A 22,273-nucleotide genomic window follows, 5' to 3' on the forward strand; every position below is an offset into this window, starting at 1 on the left:
GTGGTTTCTCGCCTCCTCTTCTCCTATCCATTTTTGTGGTCTTACAGCTCGCCAGACACGACATTTCCACGGAACATAATTGCCTGACGCTTCGCTCTGCGTGCCACTGCCTCTGCTGAAGATGTAGCATGGACGAAGACGATATCCGCCTCGTCCCCCACATTTGGCCACATGCGGTTCCCCTCTTTATCGAGCGGTGTTTTTCCACCCGTGATGAATCCAAGCGCCTGTGACAGGGAGCGCTCGTCCTGCATACGGAAACGCTCCGCCAAGACTCCCGCTTTTTCAAGGCTGTCTCCGCGACCAAACGGGGACCAGTGATCAGTGATGCTGTCATCACCAAGCGATACCGATACACCCTTGTCACGCAAAAGCGGTATCGGGATCGTCGCTCGGTTCACCGGAACCGTCGAGGTAACTGAAATACCGAGACCAGCCAGCATTTCAGCTACTTCTCCTGCTTCTGCCAAGCTGATGTCTGCCAAAGCGAGCGCATGGCTGATCGTTACGCGTCCTTGCCAGCCTGCTTCCTCCGTCATTTTCGCGAGTCGTTTGAAGGTGAAAATTCCCAGTTGATCCGGATCATGCAAATGAACATCGATCGGCGCATCCGCCTCTACAGCCAGCTCAAAAATCGTCGCCAGCGACTTTTCAATGTTTTGATCTACAGTTGCCGGATCAACCCCGCCTACAAAAGTAGCTCCCATTTTCAAAGCTTGGCGAATGTTCTCCACCTGATTGCTGCGCAGAAGACCTTGCTGCGGGAACGCCACTACCTCACACTGGAGCTTGCCGCTAAACGTTTCCATAGCAGCAAGTGTTGCCTCCAGGTTTTTCAATCCGATATAAGGATCGATATTGCAATGAGTGCGAATCTGCGTGGAGCCCGCCGACAACAGCAAATCCAGCATTTTTTCCGCACGTTCCTGCGCCGTTGGCAACAGCTTCGGCATCAGCTTGCTCTCTTCTTCCAGACGTCCCAGCAAATTTTTAACCGGAGTAACCGCCTTCCATGGGCCACCATAATACGTTTTGTCGATGTGAATATGCATATCGCGAAAGGCTGGCAGGGCCAATAGCCCACCTGCATTCTGTGTTGGCAGCTCGGTCTGTGGCATGTCTCCATATACGATTTGGGCGATACGACCATCCTCGATCAACAATTGAGCGGTTTCTGTATTCGTAGCCACCACTTTTTCATTTTCCACACGATAGCCGCTCTCTAAGCGGACGTTTGTAATCCAATAGGCTGTAGACATCTATTTCGTACACCCTTTCTCTATGAAAATAACTGGAGCCGTTCTATGGTTTTCCAACGTTTTCGAGGACTACACTTGTCCAGAAACCAGGCTACCTTTGAAAAATACCGCGCTCCGCTTTGCTCTGCGGGCTATGGCTTCTGCTGTGCAGGTTGCCTCAACGAGCAGTAGGCTCGCTTCATCCTCAGGCGCTGGCCACAGCTGCCTGCCTTCCACATCCAGCGTTGTTTTGCCACCAGTAATAAATTGCAGCGATTGCGATAGAGAAAGCTCGTCCAGCCAGCGAGAGCGCTCCGCCAGGCGCCATAGACGTTCCAGCACGTCCCCGTTCCCGTAAGGCTGCCAGGAATCAAACACGCAGTCACATCCGACCGCTACCTCTACGCCATCTTTGTGCAGCACCGGAACCGGCGGAATCACTCTAAAATAAGGCACGCTCGTAATAATGCTAATGCCCGCCTCGCGCAAAATCGCTGCCATTTCTTCTGCTTCATTCACGGGAATATCGCCTAAGGCAAACGCGTGACTAATCGCCACCTTGCCCTGCAAGCCAGCGTCGACTGTCATAGCAGCCAATCGCTTCATCGTAAAAGTACCCAAGTGTCCCATATCGTGCAGGTGAAGATCGATGCCTGCTTTGGCCTCTACAGCCATATCGACCATCTGGTACAACGATTCCTCAATATCCTCGTCCACGGTTGCAGGGTCTACGCCACCTACATGTGTAGCACCTTGGCGCAGTGCTTCCCGTACCAGCTCCTTTGCTTTGGTTCGTAGCAAGCCATGCTGTGGAAACGCAACGATTTCGTGAGTCAGGCGACCTTCAAAGGTAGCGAGAGCCTCTTTGACCCCATGCAGATTGGAGATGGCGACTTCGGGATAAATATCTACATGCGTCCGAACATGTGTGGAACCGTAAGAGAGCAAGAGGGCGAGGAAATTTTCAGCGCGCTCCTTTGTTGATGTCGCCAGCCCTGGCAGGATGCGCTTTTCGATTTCACATCGCTCAATGACATTTGCCGCCGGAATGACCGCTCGCCATTCTTCTCCCAGCAGCGTTTTATCCAGATGGACATGCTTTTCGATCAGAGAAGGGATCGCCAATCTTCCTTTTGCATCCCTCTGCTCAAGACCATCTGTCAAAATTTCGGCGGCAGGAACAATGGACGCAAACTTTCCCGCTTTAATCAAAAGGTGAAAGAAAGCTGTTTCTGTCCCGGTAACAACACCGTTTTCCCGATGATACCCCGTTTCCAAGCGAACATTGGTTAACCAATAAGCATCGCTCATCCATGATCCATCCTCTCTTTTTGCATCTTCCGACTCTATCCTATTTATTATCAAGGATATTGCCGTGATTGGTTTGCATAATCTTTACGTCTATTTTCAGCATCTTTACAATTTGTCCAAATTGAGTTTATTTATTATTTTTTCTGATAATAGTAGCGCTATCCTATTTATATAATGTTGTTCCATAAAAAAACAGCTGCCTTCTATAGACAACTGTTCCGCTCACCAATTTCGTTTTTACTTAATACTCTAACAAATCTCCTGTTATAGCATCAACGACAGCATATCTAAACCCGCTTACCGTTTGATAGACCAATTTGAGTTCTTTGTTTTGTGTAACCATGTAAACTAATCTAAGGTCATACTTTTTCCATTCCTCTGGGAGATATTTTTTCGCTTTTGTTATAGTCATCGCTTTAGACGGTTTGGCGAAGTCTTTTTCTTTAAATCCTTCTCCAATCCGAGCTTTATGGAAACTAGTGACTATGCCCTTTGAATCAAGCAAAATTGAGTAGCCTGCACTAACGAAAGGGATATCGTTTACAAGCTTGCTATAATACACCATTCCCTGAGCAGTGTCTGTGATCACATATTTTTCGTGTTCCTTTTTTACTAGCTTTTTCATGAATGCGTTTACCCTTTTTATTGCCGTGCTATTAGAAATGTCACCAGCTTCATGATACCCCAAGTATTCAACAATCTCACCTGTATTTCGATCAATCGTTAGCTGGGCTTGATCCTTCTTTTTATCACTTTTTCCAATACCAATATAGATGACATCATTTTGAAACGTATCCGTTCCCATCGTTATGGTCGTAAGATGGTACCCCTTTAATTCCGGGAACAATTCTACCAAACTATCTAGAAACCCAATACTGTAGTACGTTACTTCTTTACTGCTATTATTTTTCTCAGCTGCGATCACAGGGGAAGCCGATAATAGTAGGGAGCTAGAAATAAGCAATGCCACAAGTCGGCTGTTAACCGGCATAATCATCACTCTCCTGAAATATTTATAACACCTTTCTTTTTACTTTATCATAAATGCCACAAAAATGAATGTTTTGAAATATATGTAATTTCACACTTTTATCCACACAAAAAAAGAACAAAGCGTAACAAAAACGAATATAACCGATTAAAAAAATTGACAAAGCGGAATATAACCGAACAAAATGGTATCATCATTGGTGATACATTTCTTTAAGGAGGCGATTTTTTTGTTCACAGATGAACGACGGGATAAAATCCTCGAGCTTCTCCAAAAGGACGGACGCGTTCTGGCGAGAGATTTGGCTGACCTCTTTGACATGTCGATTGACTCCATCCGCAGAGACTTGACCATTATGGAGGAAAAAGGGTTGCTAAAACGCACTCATGGAGGAGCCATTCCCGCAACAAAAGTCAGAACTGCTCCTCTCCCTTCTGCTTTGCGCTACCAAGAGCCTTCTCTTCAGCAACAAGCCATCGCCAAATACGCAGCCTCTCTCATTCAGGAAAAGGATACTGTCTATATCGGAAGTGCGTCTATTCATCACGCCATGATCCCGTTTCTTCCCGACTTGCCCTTTACCGTTGTCACCAATTCGCTAAAAGTAGCGGACACTCTAAAAGACCGAGAATCAATCGATGTGTACCTAATAGGTGGCAAAGTAAAAAAATCAGGGAACATTACTGACGCACTCGCCTACACATTCATGAAGCAGTTTACTTTGGACAAATGCTTTATTACAGGAGGCGGCATCTCGAAAAATGGTGTAAGTACTTCTACTCCCGAAGTCGCTTCGCTTGGCAGTGCAGTAGTCGAAATATCCAGAAATACGATTTGTCTAGCGTCACATGAAAAGCTAGGAATAGATTCCTTTGTAAAAGTAGTGCCAATCACCGCTATCGATCTACTGATAACGAGTAATGAAGCAAGTATAGAGGCTATGGAGGAAATAGAGAGCCGTGGCGTCAAGGTTATCATTACCAATACCCATGAGGTAAAAGAAAAGAAATAGATCCCTTCCCCCTCAATCAAACACCCCAGCGTTTAGTGCATCCTTTTCCTTGCATCCCCCAAATGCGATGGTTTCGATTCTTTTTACACGGGGAAATGGAAAGTAACGACAAAATTACGGGGAAGGGATTATATGAATTTGCGCAGTAAACTGCTTACCATCTGTTTTCTGATTTTATTAATTCCTAGTTTGATCATTGGAGTTATGGGGTATTCACAAGGTAAGGCATCTATGGAAGAATTGGGTAAAACCACTCTCAAAAACTCCGTACGCACGACGATTGAATTGATTCACCAGTTGGATAAGGAAGTGAAGGCTGGCAAACTCGACATGGCAGAAGCTCAGGAAAGAGTCAAAGTAGCAATCCTGGGAGAAAAAAATGCCGACGGGACGCGCCCGGTTAATCAAAATGTGAACTTGGGCCAATACGGTTACATTTACATTTATGATGAAAAAGGAAACCAGGTTGCTTCTCCAGACGGTGAGGGAGAGAATCTTTGGAATCTACAAGATAGTTCTGGACGTTATCTGATCCAGGAAAATATTGAGCTGAGCAAAACAGGTGGAGCCTTTATGGACACGGAATGGTACGCGCCTGATGACGAAACCAAGATGCTTCCGAAAATCGCCTACACCGAGTTTGACTCGACATGGGGTTGGGCCATTACCGCTACTACGTATTACATGGACTTCAACTCACCGGCACAGGATGTGTTGCGCAGTCTGATCATTACGCTCTGTGCTTCCATTATCGCAGGCGGAACGATCATTATTTTATTTACGAGAAGCATCACGCGTCCGCTTGGTCTGTTAGCCAAACAAACCGAACAAATTGCCCAAGGTGACTTGCAGGTAGACCCTATTACGGTAAAAAATCGGGATGAAATCGGCAGCTTGGTCAAAGGCTTCGACCAGATGGTAAGCAGCATCCGTCAGCTGCTTGGGCAAATTTCTGCTACTTCCCATCAAGTAGCCTCTTCATCCGAACAGCTTTTTGCCAGTGCGGAGCAAAGCTCTAAAGCAACTGAGCACATCGTCATTGCCATCCAAGAGGTAGCAAGTGGCTCCGAGTCACAAACCGCACACTCCGAGGAGGCCGTACACACCACAAAAACAATGGAGCAATCGATCCAAACCATCGCCAATCACTGTGCGGAAGTATCCGCGTCAGCCCAAACCTCCTCTGCCCAAGCCGAAGAAGGCAACCAATCGTTGCAGCAGGTGGTTGGACAAATGGAACGAATACAGGAAACCGTCGAAAATTCCAGCACACTCATTACTAAACTAAATGAACGCTCCGAGCAAATTGGTCAAATCATTGATGTCATTCGCGGAATCGCGGATCAGACGAATCTACTAGCCCTCAATGCAGCGATTGAAGCCGCACGTGCGGGAGAGCATGGACGTGGATTTGCAGTGGTAGCCGATGAAGTCCGCAAGCTGGCGGAGCAATCGACGCGATCAGCCCAGCAAATTTCGGATCTCATCATCGAGATTCAAGCGGACACGAACAATTCCACTTCATCGATGAATCAGGTGCAGGATGAGGTCCGTGTAGGTTTGGCAATCGTTCATTCTACCGAGGAAAAATTCGGAACGATTCTGCTCACACTACGCGAGGTTGCTGAGCAAATTCAGGATGTTTCCAATACGACTCTCGATTTGTCCGCTAACAGTAGGCAAATCACGTCATCGATGGAGGAAGTCAATCAGATTGCCAAAATATCTTCGAGCCATTCGCAAAGTGTGGCAGCATCTGGAGAAGAGCAGCTGGCTTCTATGGAAGAAATCGCTGCTTCTGCGGCTTCCCTCTCAAAAGTGGCCGAAGAAATGCAGACACTCGTCGCCAAATTTAAAGTGTAGTAGATATGCGCCAGCAATCCTGTTGGCGCTTTTTCATGCCTAAAATGGCCACTCTTCCTTTCATCGTAGAATTCCGTCTTTTCCTATATCTGTTTGTTATAAACTCAAGAGTAAGCTATAATGAGTGGGATTTTTACAAGAGAGGAGATTTCTGCATGAAACTTAGAAAACGGAGCAGCCTTAGTCGCCTGATTGCCTGTGGTGTCCTCGGTCTAACGACGATACTAGGAAGCGTCTATACAGTACAAGCAAACGAGGTCCCTGCAGCTCCTTCGATTAGCCAGTGGTCGATTCCAACCTTACACGAAGGCGAAAAATACGGCATATTCCCACTTTCCTGGTATTATGACGGGACTTTTCAAAAGCCGATTACAAAAGACAAGTTCCAAGCGTTAATTGCAGATACAACGAAGAAGCTGGATGCCTTGGGATTGAAGAAAAAGGGAACCCTTCCCGCGTCACGAGCAACAGGAACGATTACGAGAGAAACGGTCACCCGCACTTTATACGCTATCCTTACGCAGTACGAATTGCCGCAAGCTTTTGAGATTGATAAATACTCGGCAAACGAGTACCTCCAAAAGAAAGGCATCGTTCAGGGGACCCCTAGCGGCCTTGAGCTGGATCAGCCAAGCACCACAGAACAAGCTGCTGTACTCTCAAGCAGACTCGTCTCCTATGCGTATGATACAGCCCAGGCCGGAGCAAAAGGACTTCTCTGGAAGGCGACCAAGGGCGAAAATACGCTCTATTTGCTCGGCTCCATTCACTTGGGGATTTCCGACATGTACCCGCTGCACAAAGAGGTCAGGGACGCATTTGCAGCATCCGATTCCTTGTTTGTCGAAGTGAACCTGGCATCCCCTAAACCAGAAGACATGAAATATTTTACAGACTCCATGATGCTGACGGATGGCACGACCTTGAAAGAGCATATTTCCAAAGAAACCAATGATAAGCTTCAGAAGGTGTCGGACAAGCTGGATCTTCCGATGCAAGCTTTCGAAACGTTGAAGCCGTGGGCGATCACCACCAGTCTGTCCATGTCCTCTCTGGTTAGCTCACCAGAAGATATGAACCAAGCCGCTACGCTGGGGGTCGATATGTATTTCCTGCAAAGCGCAATGCTTACCGATAAACCGATCGAAGAACTCGAAGGCCTGAAGCTTCAATCAGACGTATTCAACAACGTTCCGATGAACATTCAAGAAAAGGAATTGAACGACGCGCTTGATGCCATTTTGAATCCTACGGTTGCGCAGCAAAATAACGCTGGTGAATTTACCAAATGGCAGCAGCAATGGGCAAAAGGTGATGTAGAAGGTTTTACCCAATCCTTTACTTCCTCTCAGGATTTCGTAGAAAGCGACAGTGCAAAACGATTGTTTGGCGAACGCGACAAAAACATGGCGACAAAAATAGCTGCCTTGCTCGACAAAGAAGGCAAGTCCACCTATTTCGTTGTGGTAGGCGCCGGACACTTTGTCATGAAGGATATGGTCATCGACCAGTTGAAGCAAAAAGGCTACACGGTTGAATTTGTGAAGTAGTTGAATCGCTCTGTACATAAAGGAGCTGCCCCTCATGAATAGCGGGGCAGCTCCTTTTATTGCGCCGTATAACCACCATCTGCAAATAAATTGATTCCTGTCACAAAAGAGGACTCATCGCTCCTTCCGAGGCAAACAGCAGAGCCACTGCACGTCCAATTCCCAAGGCTCCGCCTGTTATGACAGCGACACGATCCTGTAGTCGTCCCACTACATTCACCTCATTTGCAGCAAAGTCTCTATATCAACGTTTCGATCACATGTCCCCAGCCGTTCTCTTCTGTCGCGTAAAAGTCTCCGACGATCAGCCCTCCACCAAGTACCTTTACTGGCTGAAGCTCATTCAGCGGATCAGTAGGCAGACCTTGCAGATGCACCGTTGTTTCCCCCAGCTTCTCACTCATGAGCTGAAAATCCGGTGACGTATCTCTGGAGATGATCTTCATCGAAGCGATCCCCTTGCCATCTGGCTTCGGCACAACATGCAAATTTAGATGCGGATACGTCTGCGGTTGGACGAAATTCGGTATGGTTGCTGCCAGATCACACTCAATATCTACGATGACCTTTCCCTTTCGAATTGCCTGGCCTCTCACTTTTCCATCTTCTTCTCGCAAGGAGATGTCAGCATATTTCTTCGGATACCCCCACAAATCTCTACCTGCTGCAATAGCTGAATCGTCATTTTCATACTCGAACAGGTAATAGCCGCCATAGCGATCTTTATGCTTCACGGGAATAACAATCGCACAATCCATAAAAGCCACTTTGTCGCAATTGCTAAAGTCACTCACACTCACGATGAACTGGTTGACTACATATTCAAATGGTGTAGGCTCCAAATATTTGCGAATGATGGATTCATCTGCCTCACATAAAGCGAAAACGGAACGATATCCTTTGCACGTATATGGAACAAACGGATCTGGAATTAACGGCGCTTGAATCGGAATATTGTTTCCATGCACTTTTACATAGGTACTCATTCTCTCATCCCCCTTCTTATCGATTTATCATGCCGGTCTTGGCCTCGTCTGGAATCGACTCACGCTTCGCAGCTGACGTCCATTTGCTGACAGTCAGAATCACGATGGTAGAGACGAGCATGCCCGGAATGATTTCATAGAGATACACCGAATAAGGTGTGCTTTTCCAAATGACAACGGTTACAGTTCCAGAGATCATTCCCCAGAAAGCTCCCCACTTCGTAACTGCGTTGGAATAGAGCGCTAGTATAATCAACGGACCAAAGCTGGCTCCCAATCCTGCCCAGGCATACAGCACGAGGGTAAACACCGCTTGGATATCCATTAGAGCAAGTCCCGTTGCGAGTATCGATAGAATGACCATGGTGATTCTGCTGATCGTAATAACCTGTTTATTGCTATACTCACGTTTGGAAATGCTGCGCAAAAGATCACTGGCGAGTGACTGCGTAGCCACCATCAGCTGGGAGGAAAAAGTTGATTGAATCGCTGCAAAAATGGCACCTAAGACTACTCCGATTAGTATTGGATGCATCGTCTCCATGACAAGCTGTGGAAATACATACTCGGGATCCGTCAGACTCGGAGTCAGAATCCGTCCGATGAGACCGAGCAGATTGGAGCCCATCATCACAATAATGACCCATACCATGGCAATAAAGGTGCCCTCACGGATGCTCTTGTCATCCTTGGCAGAGAGAAAGCGTTGAATAATATGTGGCTGTCCCGGTTCCCCCAGTCCAAAGCCTACGAGCCCAACAATGATACCAAAAGCCGCAGCGCCAACTGATCCTCCGGCAGGCGTCAACAGCACCGGGTCAAGCTGTCCGAGCTGGGCAAAAAACGATTCCCATCCCCCTAGCTTGATAATCATATAGATCGGAAAGGTAACCAAAACCATGATCATGATGAAGCCTTGAATCACATCCGTCCACACGACTGCGCGATACCCGCCAAAAACGGTATAGGCAAGTACAAAAAACGCACTGAAAATCAGCCCTGTATTGTAATCAATATCAATAATTGTATGAAAAGCTTTGCCTGCTGCTGTTAATTGCGAGCCCATATAGGCGATAAAAAAGATGGCGATGATGACACTTGACGTAATTTTCAATAAATTGGAGCCGTAACGTTTTTCAAAAAAGTCGGGGATACTCAGGCAATTGTATTCGCTCCCCAGCCTGCGCAAACGTGGCGCGACCACAAACCAGTTAATAAAATAGCCGACGACAAATCCGGGCAGCATCCACATCGTCGAGATTCCCGCAACATACGAGTAACCGGCTGCTCCGATAAAAATCCAGCCGCTCGTATCTGTCGCCCCCGCACTGATCGCAGTCGCTACTGGCCCGAAGTTGCGATCGCCAAGATAATATCCTTCTTCGCTCTTGGAAATATAGCGTTCCGCAAACAAGCCAATAAGGAACACGAGAGCAAGATAAACAACAAAGGTAGCGATCATTTCGTGGGCTCCTCCCTCTTTTTAATCATGAGTAAAATCACCGCAGTGATGATCAAGGTAGAGACTGGAACAATCACATACAAAAACCAACCGACAAAAGGAAGAGAACTATTCATTCCTACACCCCCGCATCCTTTACATGAGTCACCATTCTTTTGACAGGTAGACTGCTCTTCTCAGCTCCTCCCTTCTTACAGGAGAAATAAAGCAACAGTCATGCCAACCCCAAGCCCCTGATTTCACAAAATGCATAGGGGAACTTACGCTAGAATTACCTATTTATCTAGCAAAATATTCGGTAATTACTCATTTTTGAGTAGCGTTTAGCTTAATCTGATAAATGAACGGTCTCAGTGTGTATTTATCGATTTTGTGGTTTATCGTCTGCTGTGGAATATCTAATTTGCGCGCAGCTTTTGAGACATTCCCGTTCGCGTCCAGAAGTGCTTGCTTAATCATTTCCACTTCTACTTCCTTCAGCGCATCTTTCAGTGAGCCTTGCTGCTTGCGGCTTTCAGCAGGCATGGTGGCGGGCGACATGGAGGAAACACCGAACAGCGCTCCCAGGTTCACATCCTCTAGTTGAATGACCTCTCCCTCCTGCATGTTCATGGCTCTCTCTATCATGTTGCGCAATTCACGGATATTCCCGGGCCATGTGTACTCCATAAAAAAGCTCATCGCCTCTTGATTGACACCCAGCACCTTTTTGTTAAATTGCTCGTTGTAGTAAGAGATATAGTGATCGATGAGCAGCGGGATGTCTTCCCTTCTGTTCCGCAAAGGCGGCAGCTCCAGATAAATGACATTGAGGCGGTAGAATAGATCGGAGCGCATTTCACCCGTTTGCAAAATCACCTCTGGATTCACATTGGTTGCCGCTACAATACGAAAATCGATATCGATTTCTTTTTGCCCGCCGACCCGTCTCACTTTCTTCTCCTGAATGACACGCAGTAGTTTGGCCTGCAGGGAAAGCGGCATCGAATTAATCTCGTCCAAAAATAAAATCCCGCCATTCGCAAGCTCAAAAAGTCCGGGTCGGTTATCCGCTCCTGTAAACCCTCCTTTTTCTGTACCAAACAGGATGCCTTCCAGCAGGCTTTCAGGGATGGCTGCGCAGTTTTGGGCGATAAACGGAGCGGTTTTCTTTGCAGAAGCGGTGTGGATGGATTGAGCAATCAGTTCTTTTCCCGTTCCTGTCTCGCCATAAATCAGTACTGGAGAGAAGCTGTCCGCAATCAAGGAAACTTTGTCCTTTAGCGAATCTATCGCATGGCTATTTCCAATGATGGAATCAACGGTATACATAGAACTCACGGCATGCTTCTTGTTTTGAGGAACGACCCGGCGTTCTTTATTTTGATAAAACACGATTTTTTTGGATAGCTCGTCTATCGCGGAAATGTCCTGAAATACTTCAAAAGCACCGGTCAACACCCCATTCTCATAGAGAGGAAAAGTAGAGGTGAGCGTCGTCTTGCGTTCACCTCGATAGGTAACAAAGGTAAGCACCTTGTCTGTAATCGGCTGACCAGTAGCCAATACTTTCACAAAGTGGCTGTGCTCCTGCTTCAGATTTGGAAAGACTTGAAAAATGTTTTCGCCAATCACTTTCTCCGGGTAAATCCCAATATTTTGCACGGCTTCATTCACATAGGTGACCCGTAAATCCAAATCAACAACCAAGACCCCCTCGCGAATAACCGAAAAAATTTGCTCCCATTGCTTTGATTGCGCTCTCAGTTCTTCCATGCTGTTTATCACCTCTCGTCTTTTGGCATGCGAAACACTATAATCGCATAATTACTAATATTATAAACATTTCATCGTCACTATAAATAGGAGATATACAGCCACACCAATCCGGCAAAAAGGTCGGGAAAAAAACGATGGCCCCATCCCATAAGCAGCAATCACTTACGGAAGGAGCCAGATCTTGAAGGAAAAAACCAATCATAATGGAATGTAACAATACGGAAAGCAATCGAAGCATTTCCACCTATTAACCACGTAAGGAGAAGACGGATGAGCGATACCCTTTCCAGTAGCACCGTGTACGACAAGGCAAAGTATCATTACGAGGGCGATTTCCCAACGGATTTGCCACGGGAACAAGCATATGTTTTTGCAGGATTTTTTCTTGGCTGGATCGTAGATCGCGAAATGTACAGCGATGATGCTCTCCACCACTATTCCGGTCACATCGAAGATTTCAAACAAAGAAAGCTGACAAGCTCACAGCTATATCGTCAGCTGGGAGGCGTGCTGGCTACAGATTTGCTAAATGAAGAAGGAAACAAATTCGCCAACTATTATTACCGTAACCTGCAGAGTGGCGAGTACGGTGAATATTTGTATCACTTCATGGAGCAGTTCGATTGTGATCCCAGTATCTATCATGTAGAAGACAACTGGGATAACTACTTCCACATGGGACAAGCCATCGACAGCGAGTATGAGTATTGGCTTGAAAACGTTCGCTAGCCACAAAAAAAGCAGAGGCAGTCTGAGGGTTTCGTCCAAGTCCTCATTCTGTCGCTACTTTTTTGTGGAGCTGAGTTAACGGGATTTAACGTTTTATCTGGCCAATCTGCCACCATCCACGCCATACGCACCCGTAATGATAGCGACCTTATCTCGCAATTCCATGGCCGTCCACCCTATCCGCTTATTTTGCGACTGCTTGCACCTTGTCCTCAATGATTTTTCCATACGTCAACGTAAAGTCACCTATGGCAAAAACACCGCCCAATACTTCGACAGGCCCCAGCTCCGCGATGGGATCATAGCTGGAATACTCCCAGTTCACTTTGGCCGTTCCAGTTTGTCGCGTATGGATGACCGAGTCGACAAATTCATTTAAAATAACCTGATCCATATCCATTCCATACTTGTCAGCACGTGGCATCCGTTTGACCTGGAGTCGTGGAAACAGATTCGGCGGATTTACTTCTACGTCCTCAAAGGTGAGTGCAATATCGATGATGGTTTTGCCCTTGCGGGTGATTCTCCCTTGTGCAATGCCTTGTTCGCGGTTGAATTCTACCTCAGCCAGCTTCTTGGGATATCCCCAAATTTCTCTTCCTGCACAAAGCGCTTCGTCGGTATCGACGTACTCATAAGCCATGTACGCCCCAACGATATCTTTATATTTGCAAGGGATCACGATCCCACCCTCGGAATACGGAACGAGTCCCTCAATGACTTCGTTTTTCAGCACAAAAATCTCGAAAATATCCGATACAAATTCAAAGTCCTTTGGCAAAAACCGCTCGATCGCCTCACGATTTCCCCTACAGTAAACACTGATTTTCTCGTAATTTTTATAGTGATAGGGAACCTGCGGATACAATGGCGCGTAATCGGGTAGAATCGTATACTCTGGTTTTAGCATGCGAATATCTCCTTTAACGTGGATTTTGCTAGTCAGGAATAAAACTTTGCAAAACACATGCCAAAGGGTTCCTTCTGCGTAGGACGGATTGAATTGCTCGTCGTGATATTCGTCACCCGTAAATCTGTGGTCTATTTCGGTAATTACCCGTTTTTGGGAAATTCATTTCAGCTCTTGGATTCAATCGGAATTTGAACCTCTACGAAAGTATCGCCATTCTCTTCGAGTGATTGTACATACACTTCTCTTCCAGGCTGGTCCTTTTTTATTCGATAGTGATTGTCCTCCAGCCACTTGGCTAAATCAATGCAGGTCGTAGAAGGAACGAATGGGTCTACCCGTTGTAATAACGTTGCCATCATCGGCTCCTCAGGCAGCATGCGCACATTCAGGATGTCAGAGGAAACGGCAATCTCCTGCTTGAGCGAATAGGCTACCTCCAATTCGAATTCCGCCTCGTTACTCTCCGATTCTTTCCACATAACCATCTGTGGGAGCAGCTGTCTTTTTTGTTTGCCTAAGTCGCTCCCGCTCCACTTCAAGCAGTTGTTGAATTTCACTTTCTTTTCTCTGAAGCATTCCTCGAACGTTCTCCGTTGAAATATCTTCACGTAGCAACTGATGAATTTGTTGCAGAGTAAATCCCAAGTCTTTATATAGAAGAATGCGATTGAGTGTAAGTAATTGATCCGCGATCGGTATAAATAAGGCGCTAAACCCGGAGAAATATTTTATCGTGATTCCAAATATGCTCGGGAATGGATTATCTTCCTCTCCAAGCAACACTGCAAGTCCTTTTGACAAAGCGAATTTTCCGAACGTCACAATCTTTGATAATGTCGCTTTGCAGCATCGGCTGCTGACAGAGAGGTTTGGAGTCAAGAAAGTGGCATTGGCAACCGGATGGTCGATGGGGGCGATTCAGGCCTTTCAATGGGGAGCAAGCTATCCAGATATGGTAGTGCGATTGGCTCCGTTTGCGGGAACTGCCAAGACCTGGCCTCACAACTCGGTCATGATCGAGGGCATAAGAGCTGCACTGCAAGCAGATGCTGCGTGGAATAAAGGCATGTACACAGCACCACCTGAGCTTGGCTTGCGTACATTGGGGCGCGTTTATGCGAGCTGGGGATTTTCACAGGCCTTTTACCGGGAAGAATGCTTCAAAGAACTGGGCTACGTCTCTCTTTCTGATTTTATTTCGAAGTTTTGGGAGGAGAGCTTCCTCCAGTCAGATGCGAATGATTTGCTTGCTATGATGTGGACATGGCAGCATGCTGATTTAAGCAGAAATCCTCTGTACAAAGGAGACTTTTCCCTCGCCTTGAACAGCATAAAGGCACGAACCGTCGTGATGCCTGTGAGGACTGATCTATATTTCACCCCGGAAGACAGCCAATACGAGACTAGCCTCATACCTAATGCTACTTTTCAGCCAATTGAATCGATCTGGGGACACTTAGCTGGTTTTGGACTGAATCCGACCGATGCGATTTTCATTGATTCTACACTAAAAGTTCTACTAGAAAGAACTTAAACAATTGATTAACGAGACCCTGATGTTGGAAACCATTGAAAAGGTCCTTCATCAGGGTCTTTTGATTCCCGGCCAAATACTAAAGAGTCCTCTTGGTTCGTTTGCCAGCCTAGCCGCTACACCGCAAAGAGTTCGTTCGCCAGCTCATCCAGCGTCGCGATGTCTTGCAACGGGAGCAGAGCCGGCAAGGTATAAAAGACATCCATAGAATAATGCTGGACGAGACCATGTGCCTGACGGTAGAGCGCCATTCCCATCGCCTTTTTAGCAAAATTCTTGGTCATTGGCCAGTCGCTTGCCTCAAGAAACGCTCGCAGCAGCGACTTGTCGCAATTGAACAGATCGAGATGGAGCTTGGCGAACTCATAGTGCCGATCGGTCACCATCGCATCGCCCCAGTCGATAATTCCCGAGAGACGTCCATCCTCAACGAAAACGTGGCGAAACATCACATCTCCGTGGACAAAGACAGGATCGAACGGACCAAGCCCAGCAAGGTATTCATCCACCTGCGCAACCAGATGGGCAGGTAGCGAGCTGTTTGCAATAGCCCTGGTCTTCAAAAAGTCGGCCTTCTGCGACCAATCGAGGCACCGCAATTTCCGGGTCAGTAGCGAGCAACAGCTGCGCAGCCCGTTCCGCTTCGTATGACTTTTCGCTTGATCGTATATAGCCAAACAGTTTAATGACTACCTCCCCATGGAGGAAGGTCGGATACGTCCCGCCGAGCCCTGCTAGAAGCCCCTGACCCTTTTTCTCCAGACCATGACGTTTGAGGATAGTAGTCACATACGACCACCAGAAGTGAATGTCATCCTTGCGTGCTATATATTCCTGCAGAGACGAAAAAGTAGGTGGCCCTGATAGCTGTTGATCAAATGAATGTTCAGTCGTACTCACAAAAATCCCTCCCACGTAATTCCTAGTGGCATGGAAGAGAGCCTAAAAAGCAGTCATCTCCCCTGCCCTTTCGCAAAATGGACATGGACCATAATGACAGCTGTTCTCATGATCATCACTCACTCTCATGTAAATTACCCTCATTATATACACCTGGGATTATCTGGATCAATGTCATTTGGAGAAGTCAGGCACATAAAAAAGGCCGTCGACATGATCGACAGCCAGCACCCTATGCAATCTAGCATTCTTTACATCTCCAATGGCGATTTACGAATAACCGCCACACTCGACTCCCTTACAATCAGTCGTGGTTCGAACTGAACGCGCTCATAAGCCCCTGACCCTTGCTCACGAATCCGCTTCAACAAAAGCTCAGTAGCCAAACGAGCTACTTCATCCCCCATAATCGAAACCGAGCTGATTTGCGGAGTGGTGATCGTCGTCCATAAATTGTTATCGATGCCTACTACAGCTACATCCTCAGGGACACGGACTCCCAGCTCCTTGAACCGATTCACGATCCCGATCGCCACCATGTCATTGACCGCATAAATGGCGTCCGGCATATTTTTCAAGCTGAAAAAGTAATCAGCAGCACGCAAGCCCGTTTCAAATGAAAAGTCCTCACCGAAATAAATCAGGGATGGATCGACATGCGCCAAAGACCCTTCGTAGGCAAAGTATCGTTCTTCAATCTTGTCCTTGGGTGCGCCTGCATAGGCAATCCGTGTTCGCCCGATTTTAATCAAATGCTCCATGACTAGGCGACCTTCCTGACGAGCGAGACTGACCACATCTGCTTTCACATGATCATCCAGCTTTTTTCCATAATTGATAATGGAAACAGGAACAGTGGCTTTATTAATCAAATCAACCAACGTTTTCGGATAAGCAAGCGGCATGATAATGAGCCCATCCACATGCAGCTTTTTGACCTCGCGCACAGTCTCAAGCTCGGTCCGGGCATTCCCAGACGTGTTGATTTGCACGACCCGATAGCCATGCTGCTTGGCTGCCTGCTCTACAGACCAGGAGATTTCCGGAATAATCGCGTTGCGAATGTCTGGCACAGCAAGTGCAATTTGATACGTTTGACGTATTTTCAGACTTTGCGCAGAAGTATTCGGAGTAAAGCCAAGCTCCTCAATGACCTCCAAAATCAGTGCTTTTGTCTTGGGGCTGATTCCCCCACTATCATTAATGGCACGAGAGACAGTTGCGATCCCTACGCCCGCCCGTTTTGCTACATCTTCAATCGTTACTTTATTTTTCATGGTATTGTAGAGATCCTTTCCGTCTCGGAATCGTTTTCTGTTTTTCCGATCCAAAGTAATCTTTCTATACATGATTATACCATATCTCCATGACCTGATCGCAAAGCTGGCTGCACGTCTACAAAGCATCCGCGAGCAACACACTTTTTGACTTTTTCCACACATATATCGATTTGACAATATGTCAAAGTTATGACATATTTATTTTCGGAAACGTTTCCTATTTCTCTTGCTGAATTTCATATATAATCCTCAAGCCTAACAAGGAGATGACCGTTATGAAAGCGTTGCGATGGCATGGTTTGAAAGACCTACGTTTGGAAACGATTACGGAGCCTCAAGCTCTTAAAGGAAAAGTAAAAATCAGAGTGGAATGGTGCGGTATTTGCGGAAGTGACCTGCATGAATACGTGGCTGGCCCGATTTTCATTCCTGGTGGCACTGCTCATCCACTGACAGGCGAAAAAGCTCCGATCGTAATGGGACATGAATTTTCCGGACAAGTCGTAGAGATCGGGGAAGGTGTAACTTCGATCAAGGTTGGCGATCGCGTCGTTGTAGAACCGGTTTTCGCATGCGGCACATGCCCAGCGTGCAAACAAGACAAATACAATCTTTGCGAAAAAATGGGCTTCCTCGGTCTGGCAGGAGGCGGCGGCGGCTTCTCGGAATATGTGGCTGCTGATGAGCATATGGTCCACAAAATTCCGGACAGCCTCTCCTATGAGCAAGGTGCTCTCGTCGAGCCATCTGCCGTCGCTCTTTATGCCGTTCGCTCCAGTCAGCTGAAAGTCGGCGATAAAGCAGTTGTATTTGGTGCAGGTCCAATCGGCTTGCTCGTCATCGAAGCATTGAAAGCTTCCGGTGCCGCAGAAATTTATGCTGTTGAGCTCTCTCCAGAGCGTAAACTAAAAGCAGCAGAGCTGGGCGCTATCGTCATCGATCCAAAAGAATACGATGTCGTTCAAGAAATCCACAACCGCACAAACGGCGGTGCCGACATCGCTTTTGAGGTAACCGGTGTACCACCAGTCCTTACCCAAGCAATCGAATCAACCAAAATTGCAGGACAAATCATGATCGTCAGCATCTTCGAAAGAGAAGCGCCAATCAAACCAAACCACATCGTCATGAAAGAACGCAACATGACAGGCATCATCGGTTATCGCGATGTTTTCCCAGCTGTTATCAGCCTGATGGAAAAAGGCTTCTTCCCCGCGGACAAGCTGGTCACCCAACGAATCAAGCTGGACGATATCGTGGAGCATGGATTTGAAGCCTTGCTGAAAGAGAAAAATCAGGTGAAAATTTTGGTAAGTCCGAAACAGTAACGCTCAATGGAGTAAAGCCAGGGAACCAACCCCTGGCTTTTTTTGTTGCCTCTATGAAATTCAGCGTATCGTATAATGGATATAACCAGAATTCCAAACTTTTCAAATAAAGGAGGATTCTTTATGTCCACTATCGTTTCCCAATACCAAAACGTCCCTACAACGTGCATATCAGATGCGCTGCAGGGGCTGACCAACATGGATAGCAGCATCAAGCCGATAAAAGAAGAGTACCGAATTGCCGGACGAGCATTCACTGTGCAAATGCCGATTGGTGATAATCTAACGGTACTGCAGGCTATCCGGGAAGCTCAGCCTGGCGATGTTCTTGTGATCGATGCAAAGGGCGACACCTATCGGGCGATTGCTGGAGATTTTATTGTTGGCCTCGCCAAAACGCTCGGTATTCAGGGAATCGTAGTCGACGGAGTCATCCTCGATATCATCGGAATCAAGCAGCTGGACTTCCCCGTGTTTTGCAAAGGAACGACTGTCGCCGCCAGTGGCAAAGCAGGTTGGGGCCAAATTAATGTACCTAGTTTCTGGCTAATGCCACGAAAATAATGCACTAGATAAAAGGCGCCTATCGATGCGCTTTTTGCCTAAAAGAACCCCCCTGGAGAGGAGCTATTCTATCGTGGATAAACTCCCACCTTTCCCCTTACTCTGCAGACCCTTGGCCTGTCACCGTCTCGGCTTTGTCTACCTGTCTCATCAGCAAGCGCATGGAAAAAAGAATCCCGAGAGCCGCCATGATTAAAAAGCTGGCGAGCACAACGTATCCTACCTGCGCTCCTGTAGAGTCAAGCATGACTGTGAACATAGCCAACAGCAAAAGTCTCATCAGCGTCCCGATGGATTTGAAAAAGCTCATAACCCTTCCCATAAAACGATTGGGCAGCAGCTCCATGTACAAGGTCTGTCGAATCAGCCGGGTTGAAACGTTGCACCACCCGATAAAAGCAGAGAGCAGTACAAACACCCACCCGTTTGGTATCGCGACAGTCAAAACAAGCACGATCGCCATGAACACGTAATTAAGCACCATGTACGAAAAAGCCCCGAGCTTTAGACTAAACCAGGCAAGCATGATGCCAGCTGCCACGGCTCCAATCGAATACGTCACCTCACCAAGCGAATAAATCTTCACATCTTCTCGCAAAACCTGACTCACAAAAATCGGATTCAACAGATTCGCCAGCATAACGGCTATGAATGGCACCAACGCGGACACCCCGAAGATCATAAATCCTCTTCTCTCCCTGATATAGACCCAGCTTTGATAAAATTGCTCTACCCAAGACGTTCGCGGGGATTTCTCCGTTTGCTTGCCCAGCGTAAAAACGTAGTCGATTCCTGACAGCATGATAAAAGCAAGCAAGTACGTTAACGCATTGAACAGCAGTACCACATGCAGTCCAAATTTACCCAAAATAATTCCCGCGAATCCTCCTGCTAAAACCAATGCCGTTTGATTCTCAATCTCCAGTGAAGAGTTGATCGCCTTGTAATGCTTGGGAGCGAATGTCTCCTGTACAAAGGCAGCCTGTGCTGGCTCATGAATCTGAAACATGAATAACGTCGCCATATAAAGCAAAACCAGCATCCACTCGTGATAACTCCCCCAAAATCCCCAAACGGCCAAGAGCGCCAGTACCACAAAGCCCCCCAGCTGTTCCATTTGTAGAATCGTCTTGCGAGAAAAACGGTCAATCAACGTACCCGAATAGGGTCCCACGAGCAGCGTCAATATGGAGGAAAAAAGCATTGTAGAGCCAAGTAGACTTGCTGAGCCAGTCGACTCTACCAGATACCACGATATCCCAATCATGGTCATCCCCTGACCAAACCCCGAAAACAAATTAGAAAAGAACAGCCTGCGAAAATTTCGATTCTTAAAAACTTCTCCCACCATCGTCACTCCTTATGATTTCGTAAGGCAAATGGCCCTAATAAAAGCATAAAGGAGCCTGATCATGATGCGGTTTCCCAGCATCAATCATCAGACTCCCAAGATTACGGTGAGCAGCTTATTATGTTTTTCCTAACGAAAGCATATCACTTTTTTGCTTTCGTTGGCAATATCCAAGCCTTTACCCATTCAAATAAGCAATTGTCCGTTCCTGTATTATCTTGGCTGCTTCCTCCGCTGACTTTTGGCCCTCGAAGAATAATGTAGATACTTCTCCCACGATGTTCAAGATTTGACCGTCCAGCTCAACAAACTGGCCGTCTTTTTGCACGATCTCCTTGAACTCCGCCAAATCACCCTCAGATACCTTGACAGCTTTTCCAGATGACAGCTTGTACGAACTGTTGTTTACTTGCTGCCATATATCAGCGAGTTGCTTTTCGTTTACAGATTTAAGAAACGAGAAGCCTTGTCGCTCCTGGCCTGCACCTCTTCCGAATGTAGGAAAGCGATAAACCTCCATGCCTCCTCCTTTACAGAAGACTTTGTCGAAATTGCGAGCTGTGAGGCAGGAATGATCCTCATTCCCCCAGCCTTCCCGTTATGCGGCTTGTTCAGCAGCTGGGGATTCGAGAAAAAAGTATGTGGGACTTCAATAAAATCGCTCGGCGAACGTAAAACGGTAGAATAAAACAGTTGCTCACCAAGATCCGCTGGCTCTAAAGGTATGCCTTAGCGAATGATCCGCCAGTAGTCATTCTTCAAGAGATGGTGGTAGATAGCTATTCAGATTGGGTAGATCGCGCAGGGAAAAAAGCAGCTTTTGACAAACCCGAATTCATAGAGATGATGCAGAACGTCAAAAAAATGTATGAGGAAGGCGTCGCCACTTCATCCACGTCCAATTGCGATCGTCTAGACTTTCCTCCCCCAATATGTCGCCATCACCGATAAAGGCTCTTATAAAGTATCCCTCAGGCATGGCGTACATACCGCCATTGTGCTTGAAGGCTTCGAGTGCATTCAGCTGCAAATCATCCTTCTTTAGCTCACTGTCCTTACTTATGTATTCATCCAGATTGACGAGCAGCTGCTTACCCACAAATTCTCCGATTGGCAAGCTGCCTGCTTCCACAATGTCCACGCCTTTTCCGGACAGTACGGCTGAAGCCATCGTTTCTTTGTAGTTTTCAAAATCGCCCGGTTTCCATTCTTCCCCTGAAGAGGTATTCATCATGGCAAGAACACGCGAGTTTGAAGCAGAAAAAGTAGTAGACGCAGCAATGCAGCTCTTTTGGGAGAAGGGATTGCATTTTTTGAAGAGGTGGTAGATGAAGAGTATGCTGGAAGTCTCAGCTGTGGATGCTTGTGTATTAATACCATGACCATGGTCGAGCTTGCCCCTCATGATGAGAAATTTTGAACTCCTGACAAAATGCTTGCGTCACTTGAGTAGTTCGGAATGATTTACACGGCAAACAAGCAAAAGCACAGCATCCAAACGAG

20 protein-coding genes and 3 pseudogenes are annotated in these 22,273 nt (G+C 46.8%); 8 read left to right on the top strand and 15 right to left on the bottom strand.

The features are described 5' to 3' along the window. Nucleotides 1-41 precede the first annotated feature (41 nt). The 3 genes from SB752_RS24095 to SB752_RS24105 form a co-directional block, all read right to left on the bottom strand. Nucleotides 42-1,259: an amidohydrolase family protein gene (locus SB752_RS24095; protein WP_410718062.1), complete on the bottom strand. Its 1,218-nt coding sequence runs from the start codon at nt 1,257-1,259 to the stop codon at nt 42-44. A 69-nt stretch (nt 1,260-1,328) separates the two neighbouring features. Beyond that, nucleotides 1,329-2,549 carry an amidohydrolase gene (locus SB752_RS24100; RefSeq protein ID WP_410718063.1) on the bottom strand — a complete coding sequence of 407 codons (1,221 nt, stop codon included), beginning with the start codon at nt 2,547-2,549 and terminating at the stop codon, nt 1,329-1,331. A 241-nt stretch (nt 2,550-2,790) separates the two neighbouring features. Next, the gene (locus SB752_RS24105; protein ID WP_410718064.1) at nt 2,791-3,540 is read right to left on the bottom strand and encodes a YcdB/YcdC domain-containing protein; all 750 of its coding nucleotides are present in this window, start codon (nt 3,538-3,540) and stop codon (nt 2,791-2,793) included. 229 nt (nt 3,541-3,769) lie between these two features. Between SB752_RS24105 and SB752_RS24110 the strand changes: the two genes are divergently transcribed. From SB752_RS24110 to SB752_RS24120, 3 genes are all read left to right on the top strand, one after another. Continuing rightward, on the top strand, nt 3,770-4,552 hold the full coding sequence (locus SB752_RS24110; RefSeq protein ID WP_410718065.1) for a DeoR/GlpR family DNA-binding transcription regulator: 783 nt from the start codon (nt 3,770-3,772) through the stop codon (nt 4,550-4,552). A 132-nt stretch (nt 4,553-4,684) separates the two neighbouring features. Beyond that, a complete protein-coding gene (locus SB752_RS24115; RefSeq protein ID WP_410718066.1) occupies nt 4,685-6,415 on the top strand; it encodes a methyl-accepting chemotaxis protein in 1,731 nt (576 codons plus the stop codon). A 155-nt stretch (nt 6,416-6,570) separates the two neighbouring features. Then, nucleotides 6,571-7,965 carry a TraB/GumN family protein gene (locus SB752_RS24120; protein ID WP_410718067.1) on the top strand — a complete coding sequence of 465 codons (1,395 nt, stop codon included), beginning with the start codon at nt 6,571-6,573 and terminating at the stop codon, nt 7,963-7,965. A 118-nt stretch (nt 7,966-8,083) separates the two neighbouring features. Here the strand turns inward: SB752_RS24120 and SB752_RS24125 are convergent. The 4 genes and pseudogenes from SB752_RS24125 to SB752_RS24140 all read right to left on the bottom strand — a co-directional run. After that, nucleotides 8,084-8,185 (bottom strand): annotated as a pseudogene (locus tag SB752_RS24125) (2,5-dichloro-2,5-cyclohexadiene-1,4-diol dehydrogenase LinX); the annotation flags it as partial. A gap of 19 nt (nt 8,186-8,204) precedes the next feature. Continuing rightward, entirely contained in the window at nt 8,205-8,951 is a 747-nt protein-coding gene (locus SB752_RS24130) for an acetoacetate decarboxylase family protein (protein ID WP_410718068.1), read from the bottom strand. A gap of 16 nt (nt 8,952-8,967) precedes the next feature. Then, entirely contained in the window at nt 8,968-10,413 is a 1,446-nt protein-coding gene (locus SB752_RS24135) for a sodium/proline symporter (RefSeq protein ID WP_410718069.1), read from the bottom strand. A 306-nt stretch (nt 10,414-10,719) separates the two neighbouring features. Next, nucleotides 10,720-12,168 carry a sigma-54 interaction domain-containing protein gene (locus SB752_RS24140; RefSeq protein ID WP_410718070.1) on the bottom strand — a complete coding sequence of 483 codons (1,449 nt, stop codon included), beginning with the start codon at nt 12,166-12,168 and terminating at the stop codon, nt 10,720-10,722. Nucleotides 12,169-12,441: 273 nt separating this feature from the next. On the opposite strand from SB752_RS24140, the gene SB752_RS24145 reads away from it, so the two are divergent. Then, nucleotides 12,442-12,900: a DUF7832 domain-containing protein gene (locus tag SB752_RS24145; protein ID WP_410718071.1), complete on the top strand. Its 459-nt coding sequence runs from the start codon at nt 12,442-12,444 to the stop codon at nt 12,898-12,900. A gap of 184 nt (nt 12,901-13,084) precedes the next feature. Here SB752_RS24145 and SB752_RS24150 read toward each other — a convergent pair whose 3' ends face one another. Both SB752_RS24150 and SB752_RS24155 read right to left on the bottom strand, forming a co-directional pair. After that, complete coding sequence (locus tag SB752_RS24150) at nt 13,085-13,810, bottom strand: acetoacetate decarboxylase family protein (protein WP_410718072.1); 726 nt, start codon at nt 13,808-13,810, stop codon at nt 13,085-13,087. A 167-nt stretch (nt 13,811-13,977) separates the two neighbouring features. Next, a complete protein-coding gene (locus tag SB752_RS24155; RefSeq protein WP_410718073.1) occupies nt 13,978-14,370 on the bottom strand; it encodes a GyrI-like domain-containing protein in 393 nt (130 codons plus the stop codon). 140 nt (nt 14,371-14,510) lie between these two features. Between SB752_RS24155 and SB752_RS24160 the strand changes: the two genes are divergently transcribed. Beyond that, complete coding sequence (locus SB752_RS24160; protein ID WP_410718136.1) at nt 14,511-15,347, top strand: alpha/beta fold hydrolase; 837 nt, start codon at nt 14,511-14,513, stop codon at nt 15,345-15,347. A gap of 116 nt (nt 15,348-15,463) precedes the next feature. Here the strand turns inward: SB752_RS24160 and SB752_RS24165 are convergent, their stop codons facing one another. From SB752_RS24165 to SB752_RS24175, 3 genes are all read right to left on the bottom strand, one after another. Then, nucleotides 15,464-15,910 carry an aminoglycoside phosphotransferase family protein gene (locus tag SB752_RS24165; RefSeq protein ID WP_410718074.1) on the bottom strand — a complete coding sequence of 149 codons (447 nt, stop codon included), beginning with the start codon at nt 15,908-15,910 and terminating at the stop codon, nt 15,464-15,466. Beyond that, nucleotides 15,849-16,247: a hypothetical protein gene (locus SB752_RS24170; RefSeq protein ID WP_410718075.1), complete on the bottom strand. Its 399-nt coding sequence runs from the start codon at nt 16,245-16,247 to the stop codon at nt 15,849-15,851. The genes SB752_RS24165 and SB752_RS24170 overlap by 62 nt, the downstream gene beginning before the upstream one ends. A gap of 251 nt (nt 16,248-16,498) precedes the next feature. After that, on the bottom strand, nt 16,499-17,524 hold the full coding sequence (locus SB752_RS24175) for a LacI family DNA-binding transcriptional regulator (protein ID WP_410718076.1): 1,026 nt from the start codon (nt 17,522-17,524) through the stop codon (nt 16,499-16,501). A 278-nt stretch (nt 17,525-17,802) separates the two neighbouring features. On the opposite strand from SB752_RS24175, the gene SB752_RS24180 reads away from it, so the two are divergent. Both SB752_RS24180 and SB752_RS24185 read left to right on the top strand, forming a co-directional pair. Then, entirely contained in the window at nt 17,803-18,855 is a 1,053-nt protein-coding gene (locus SB752_RS24180; protein ID WP_410718077.1) for a 2,3-butanediol dehydrogenase, read from the top strand. A 123-nt stretch (nt 18,856-18,978) separates the two neighbouring features. Continuing rightward, nucleotides 18,979-19,392: pseudogene (locus SB752_RS24185) on the top strand (RraA family protein); the annotation flags it as partial. 124 nt (nt 19,393-19,516) lie between these two features. On the opposite strand, the gene SB752_RS24190 reads toward SB752_RS24185, so the two are convergent. The 3 genes from SB752_RS24190 to SB752_RS24200 form a co-directional block, all read right to left on the bottom strand. Then, nucleotides 19,517-20,767 carry an MFS transporter gene (locus SB752_RS24190; protein WP_410718078.1) on the bottom strand — a complete coding sequence of 417 codons (1,251 nt, stop codon included), beginning with the start codon at nt 20,765-20,767 and terminating at the stop codon, nt 19,517-19,519. A 181-nt stretch (nt 20,768-20,948) separates the two neighbouring features. Beyond that, nucleotides 20,949-21,290, bottom strand: coding sequence for a hypothetical protein (locus SB752_RS24195; protein WP_410718079.1), 342 nt, complete (start codon nt 21,288-21,290; stop codon nt 20,949-20,951). A 336-nt stretch (nt 21,291-21,626) separates the two neighbouring features. Further along, entirely contained in the window at nt 21,627-22,004 is a 378-nt protein-coding gene (locus SB752_RS24200) for a hypothetical protein (protein ID WP_410718080.1), read from the bottom strand. Between SB752_RS24200 and SB752_RS24205 the strand changes: the two are divergent. After that, nucleotides 22,003-22,187 (top strand): annotated as a pseudogene (locus SB752_RS24205) (TetR/AcrR family transcriptional regulator); the annotation flags it as partial. The gene SB752_RS24200 and the pseudogene SB752_RS24205 overlap by 2 nt on opposite strands. Between the last annotated feature and the right edge of the window lie 86 nt (nt 22,188-22,273).

Source organism: Brevibacillus sp. SIMBA_040, from assembly GCF_046535075.1.
Classification (GTDB): Bacteria; Bacillota; Bacilli; order Brevibacillales; family Brevibacillaceae; genus Brevibacillus.

Excerpts from the sequence above, each read along its gene's own strand:
- SB752_RS24095 (WP_410718062.1), bottom strand. The coding sequence starts at position 1,259 with ATGTCTACAGCCTATTGGATTACAAACGTCCGCTTAGAGAGCGGCTAT.
- SB752_RS24100 (WP_410718063.1), bottom strand. The coding sequence starts at position 2,549 with ATGAGCGATGCTTATTGGTTAACCAATGTTCGCTTGGAAACGGGGTAT.
- SB752_RS24105 (WP_410718064.1), bottom strand. The coding sequence starts at position 3,540 with ATGCCGGTTAACAGCCGACTTGTGGCATTGCTTATTTCTAGCTCCCTA.
- SB752_RS24115 (WP_410718066.1), top strand. The coding sequence starts at position 4,685 with ATGAATTTGCGCAGTAAACTGCTTACCATCTGTTTTCTGATTTTATTA.
- SB752_RS24120 (WP_410718067.1), top strand. The coding sequence starts at position 6,571 with ATGAAACTTAGAAAACGGAGCAGCCTTAGTCGCCTGATTGCCTGTGGT.
- SB752_RS24130 (WP_410718068.1), bottom strand. The coding sequence starts at position 8,951 with ATGAGTACCTATGTAAAAGTGCATGGAAACAATATTCCGATTCAAGCG.
- SB752_RS24135 (WP_410718069.1), bottom strand. The coding sequence starts at position 10,413 with ATGATCGCTACCTTTGTTGTTTATCTTGCTCTCGTGTTCCTTATTGGC.
- SB752_RS24140 (WP_410718070.1), bottom strand. The coding sequence starts at position 12,168 with ATGGAAGAACTGAGAGCGCAATCAAAGCAATGGGAGCAAATTTTTTCG.
- SB752_RS24145 (WP_410718071.1), top strand. The coding sequence starts at position 12,442 with ATGAGCGATACCCTTTCCAGTAGCACCGTGTACGACAAGGCAAAGTAT.
- SB752_RS24150 (WP_410718072.1), bottom strand. The coding sequence starts at position 13,810 with ATGCTAAAACCAGAGTATACGATTCTACCCGATTACGCGCCATTGTAT.
- SB752_RS24175 (WP_410718076.1), bottom strand. The coding sequence starts at position 17,524 with ATGAAAAATAAAGTAACGATTGAAGATGTAGCAAAACGGGCGGGCGTA.
- SB752_RS24180 (WP_410718077.1), top strand. The coding sequence starts at position 17,803 with ATGAAAGCGTTGCGATGGCATGGTTTGAAAGACCTACGTTTGGAAACG.
- SB752_RS24195 (WP_410718079.1), bottom strand. The coding sequence starts at position 21,290 with ATGGAGGTTTATCGCTTTCCTACATTCGGAAGAGGTGCAGGCCAGGAG.
- SB752_RS24200 (WP_410718080.1), bottom strand. The coding sequence starts at position 22,004 with ATGATGAATACCTCTTCAGGGGAAGAATGGAAACCGGGCGATTTTGAA.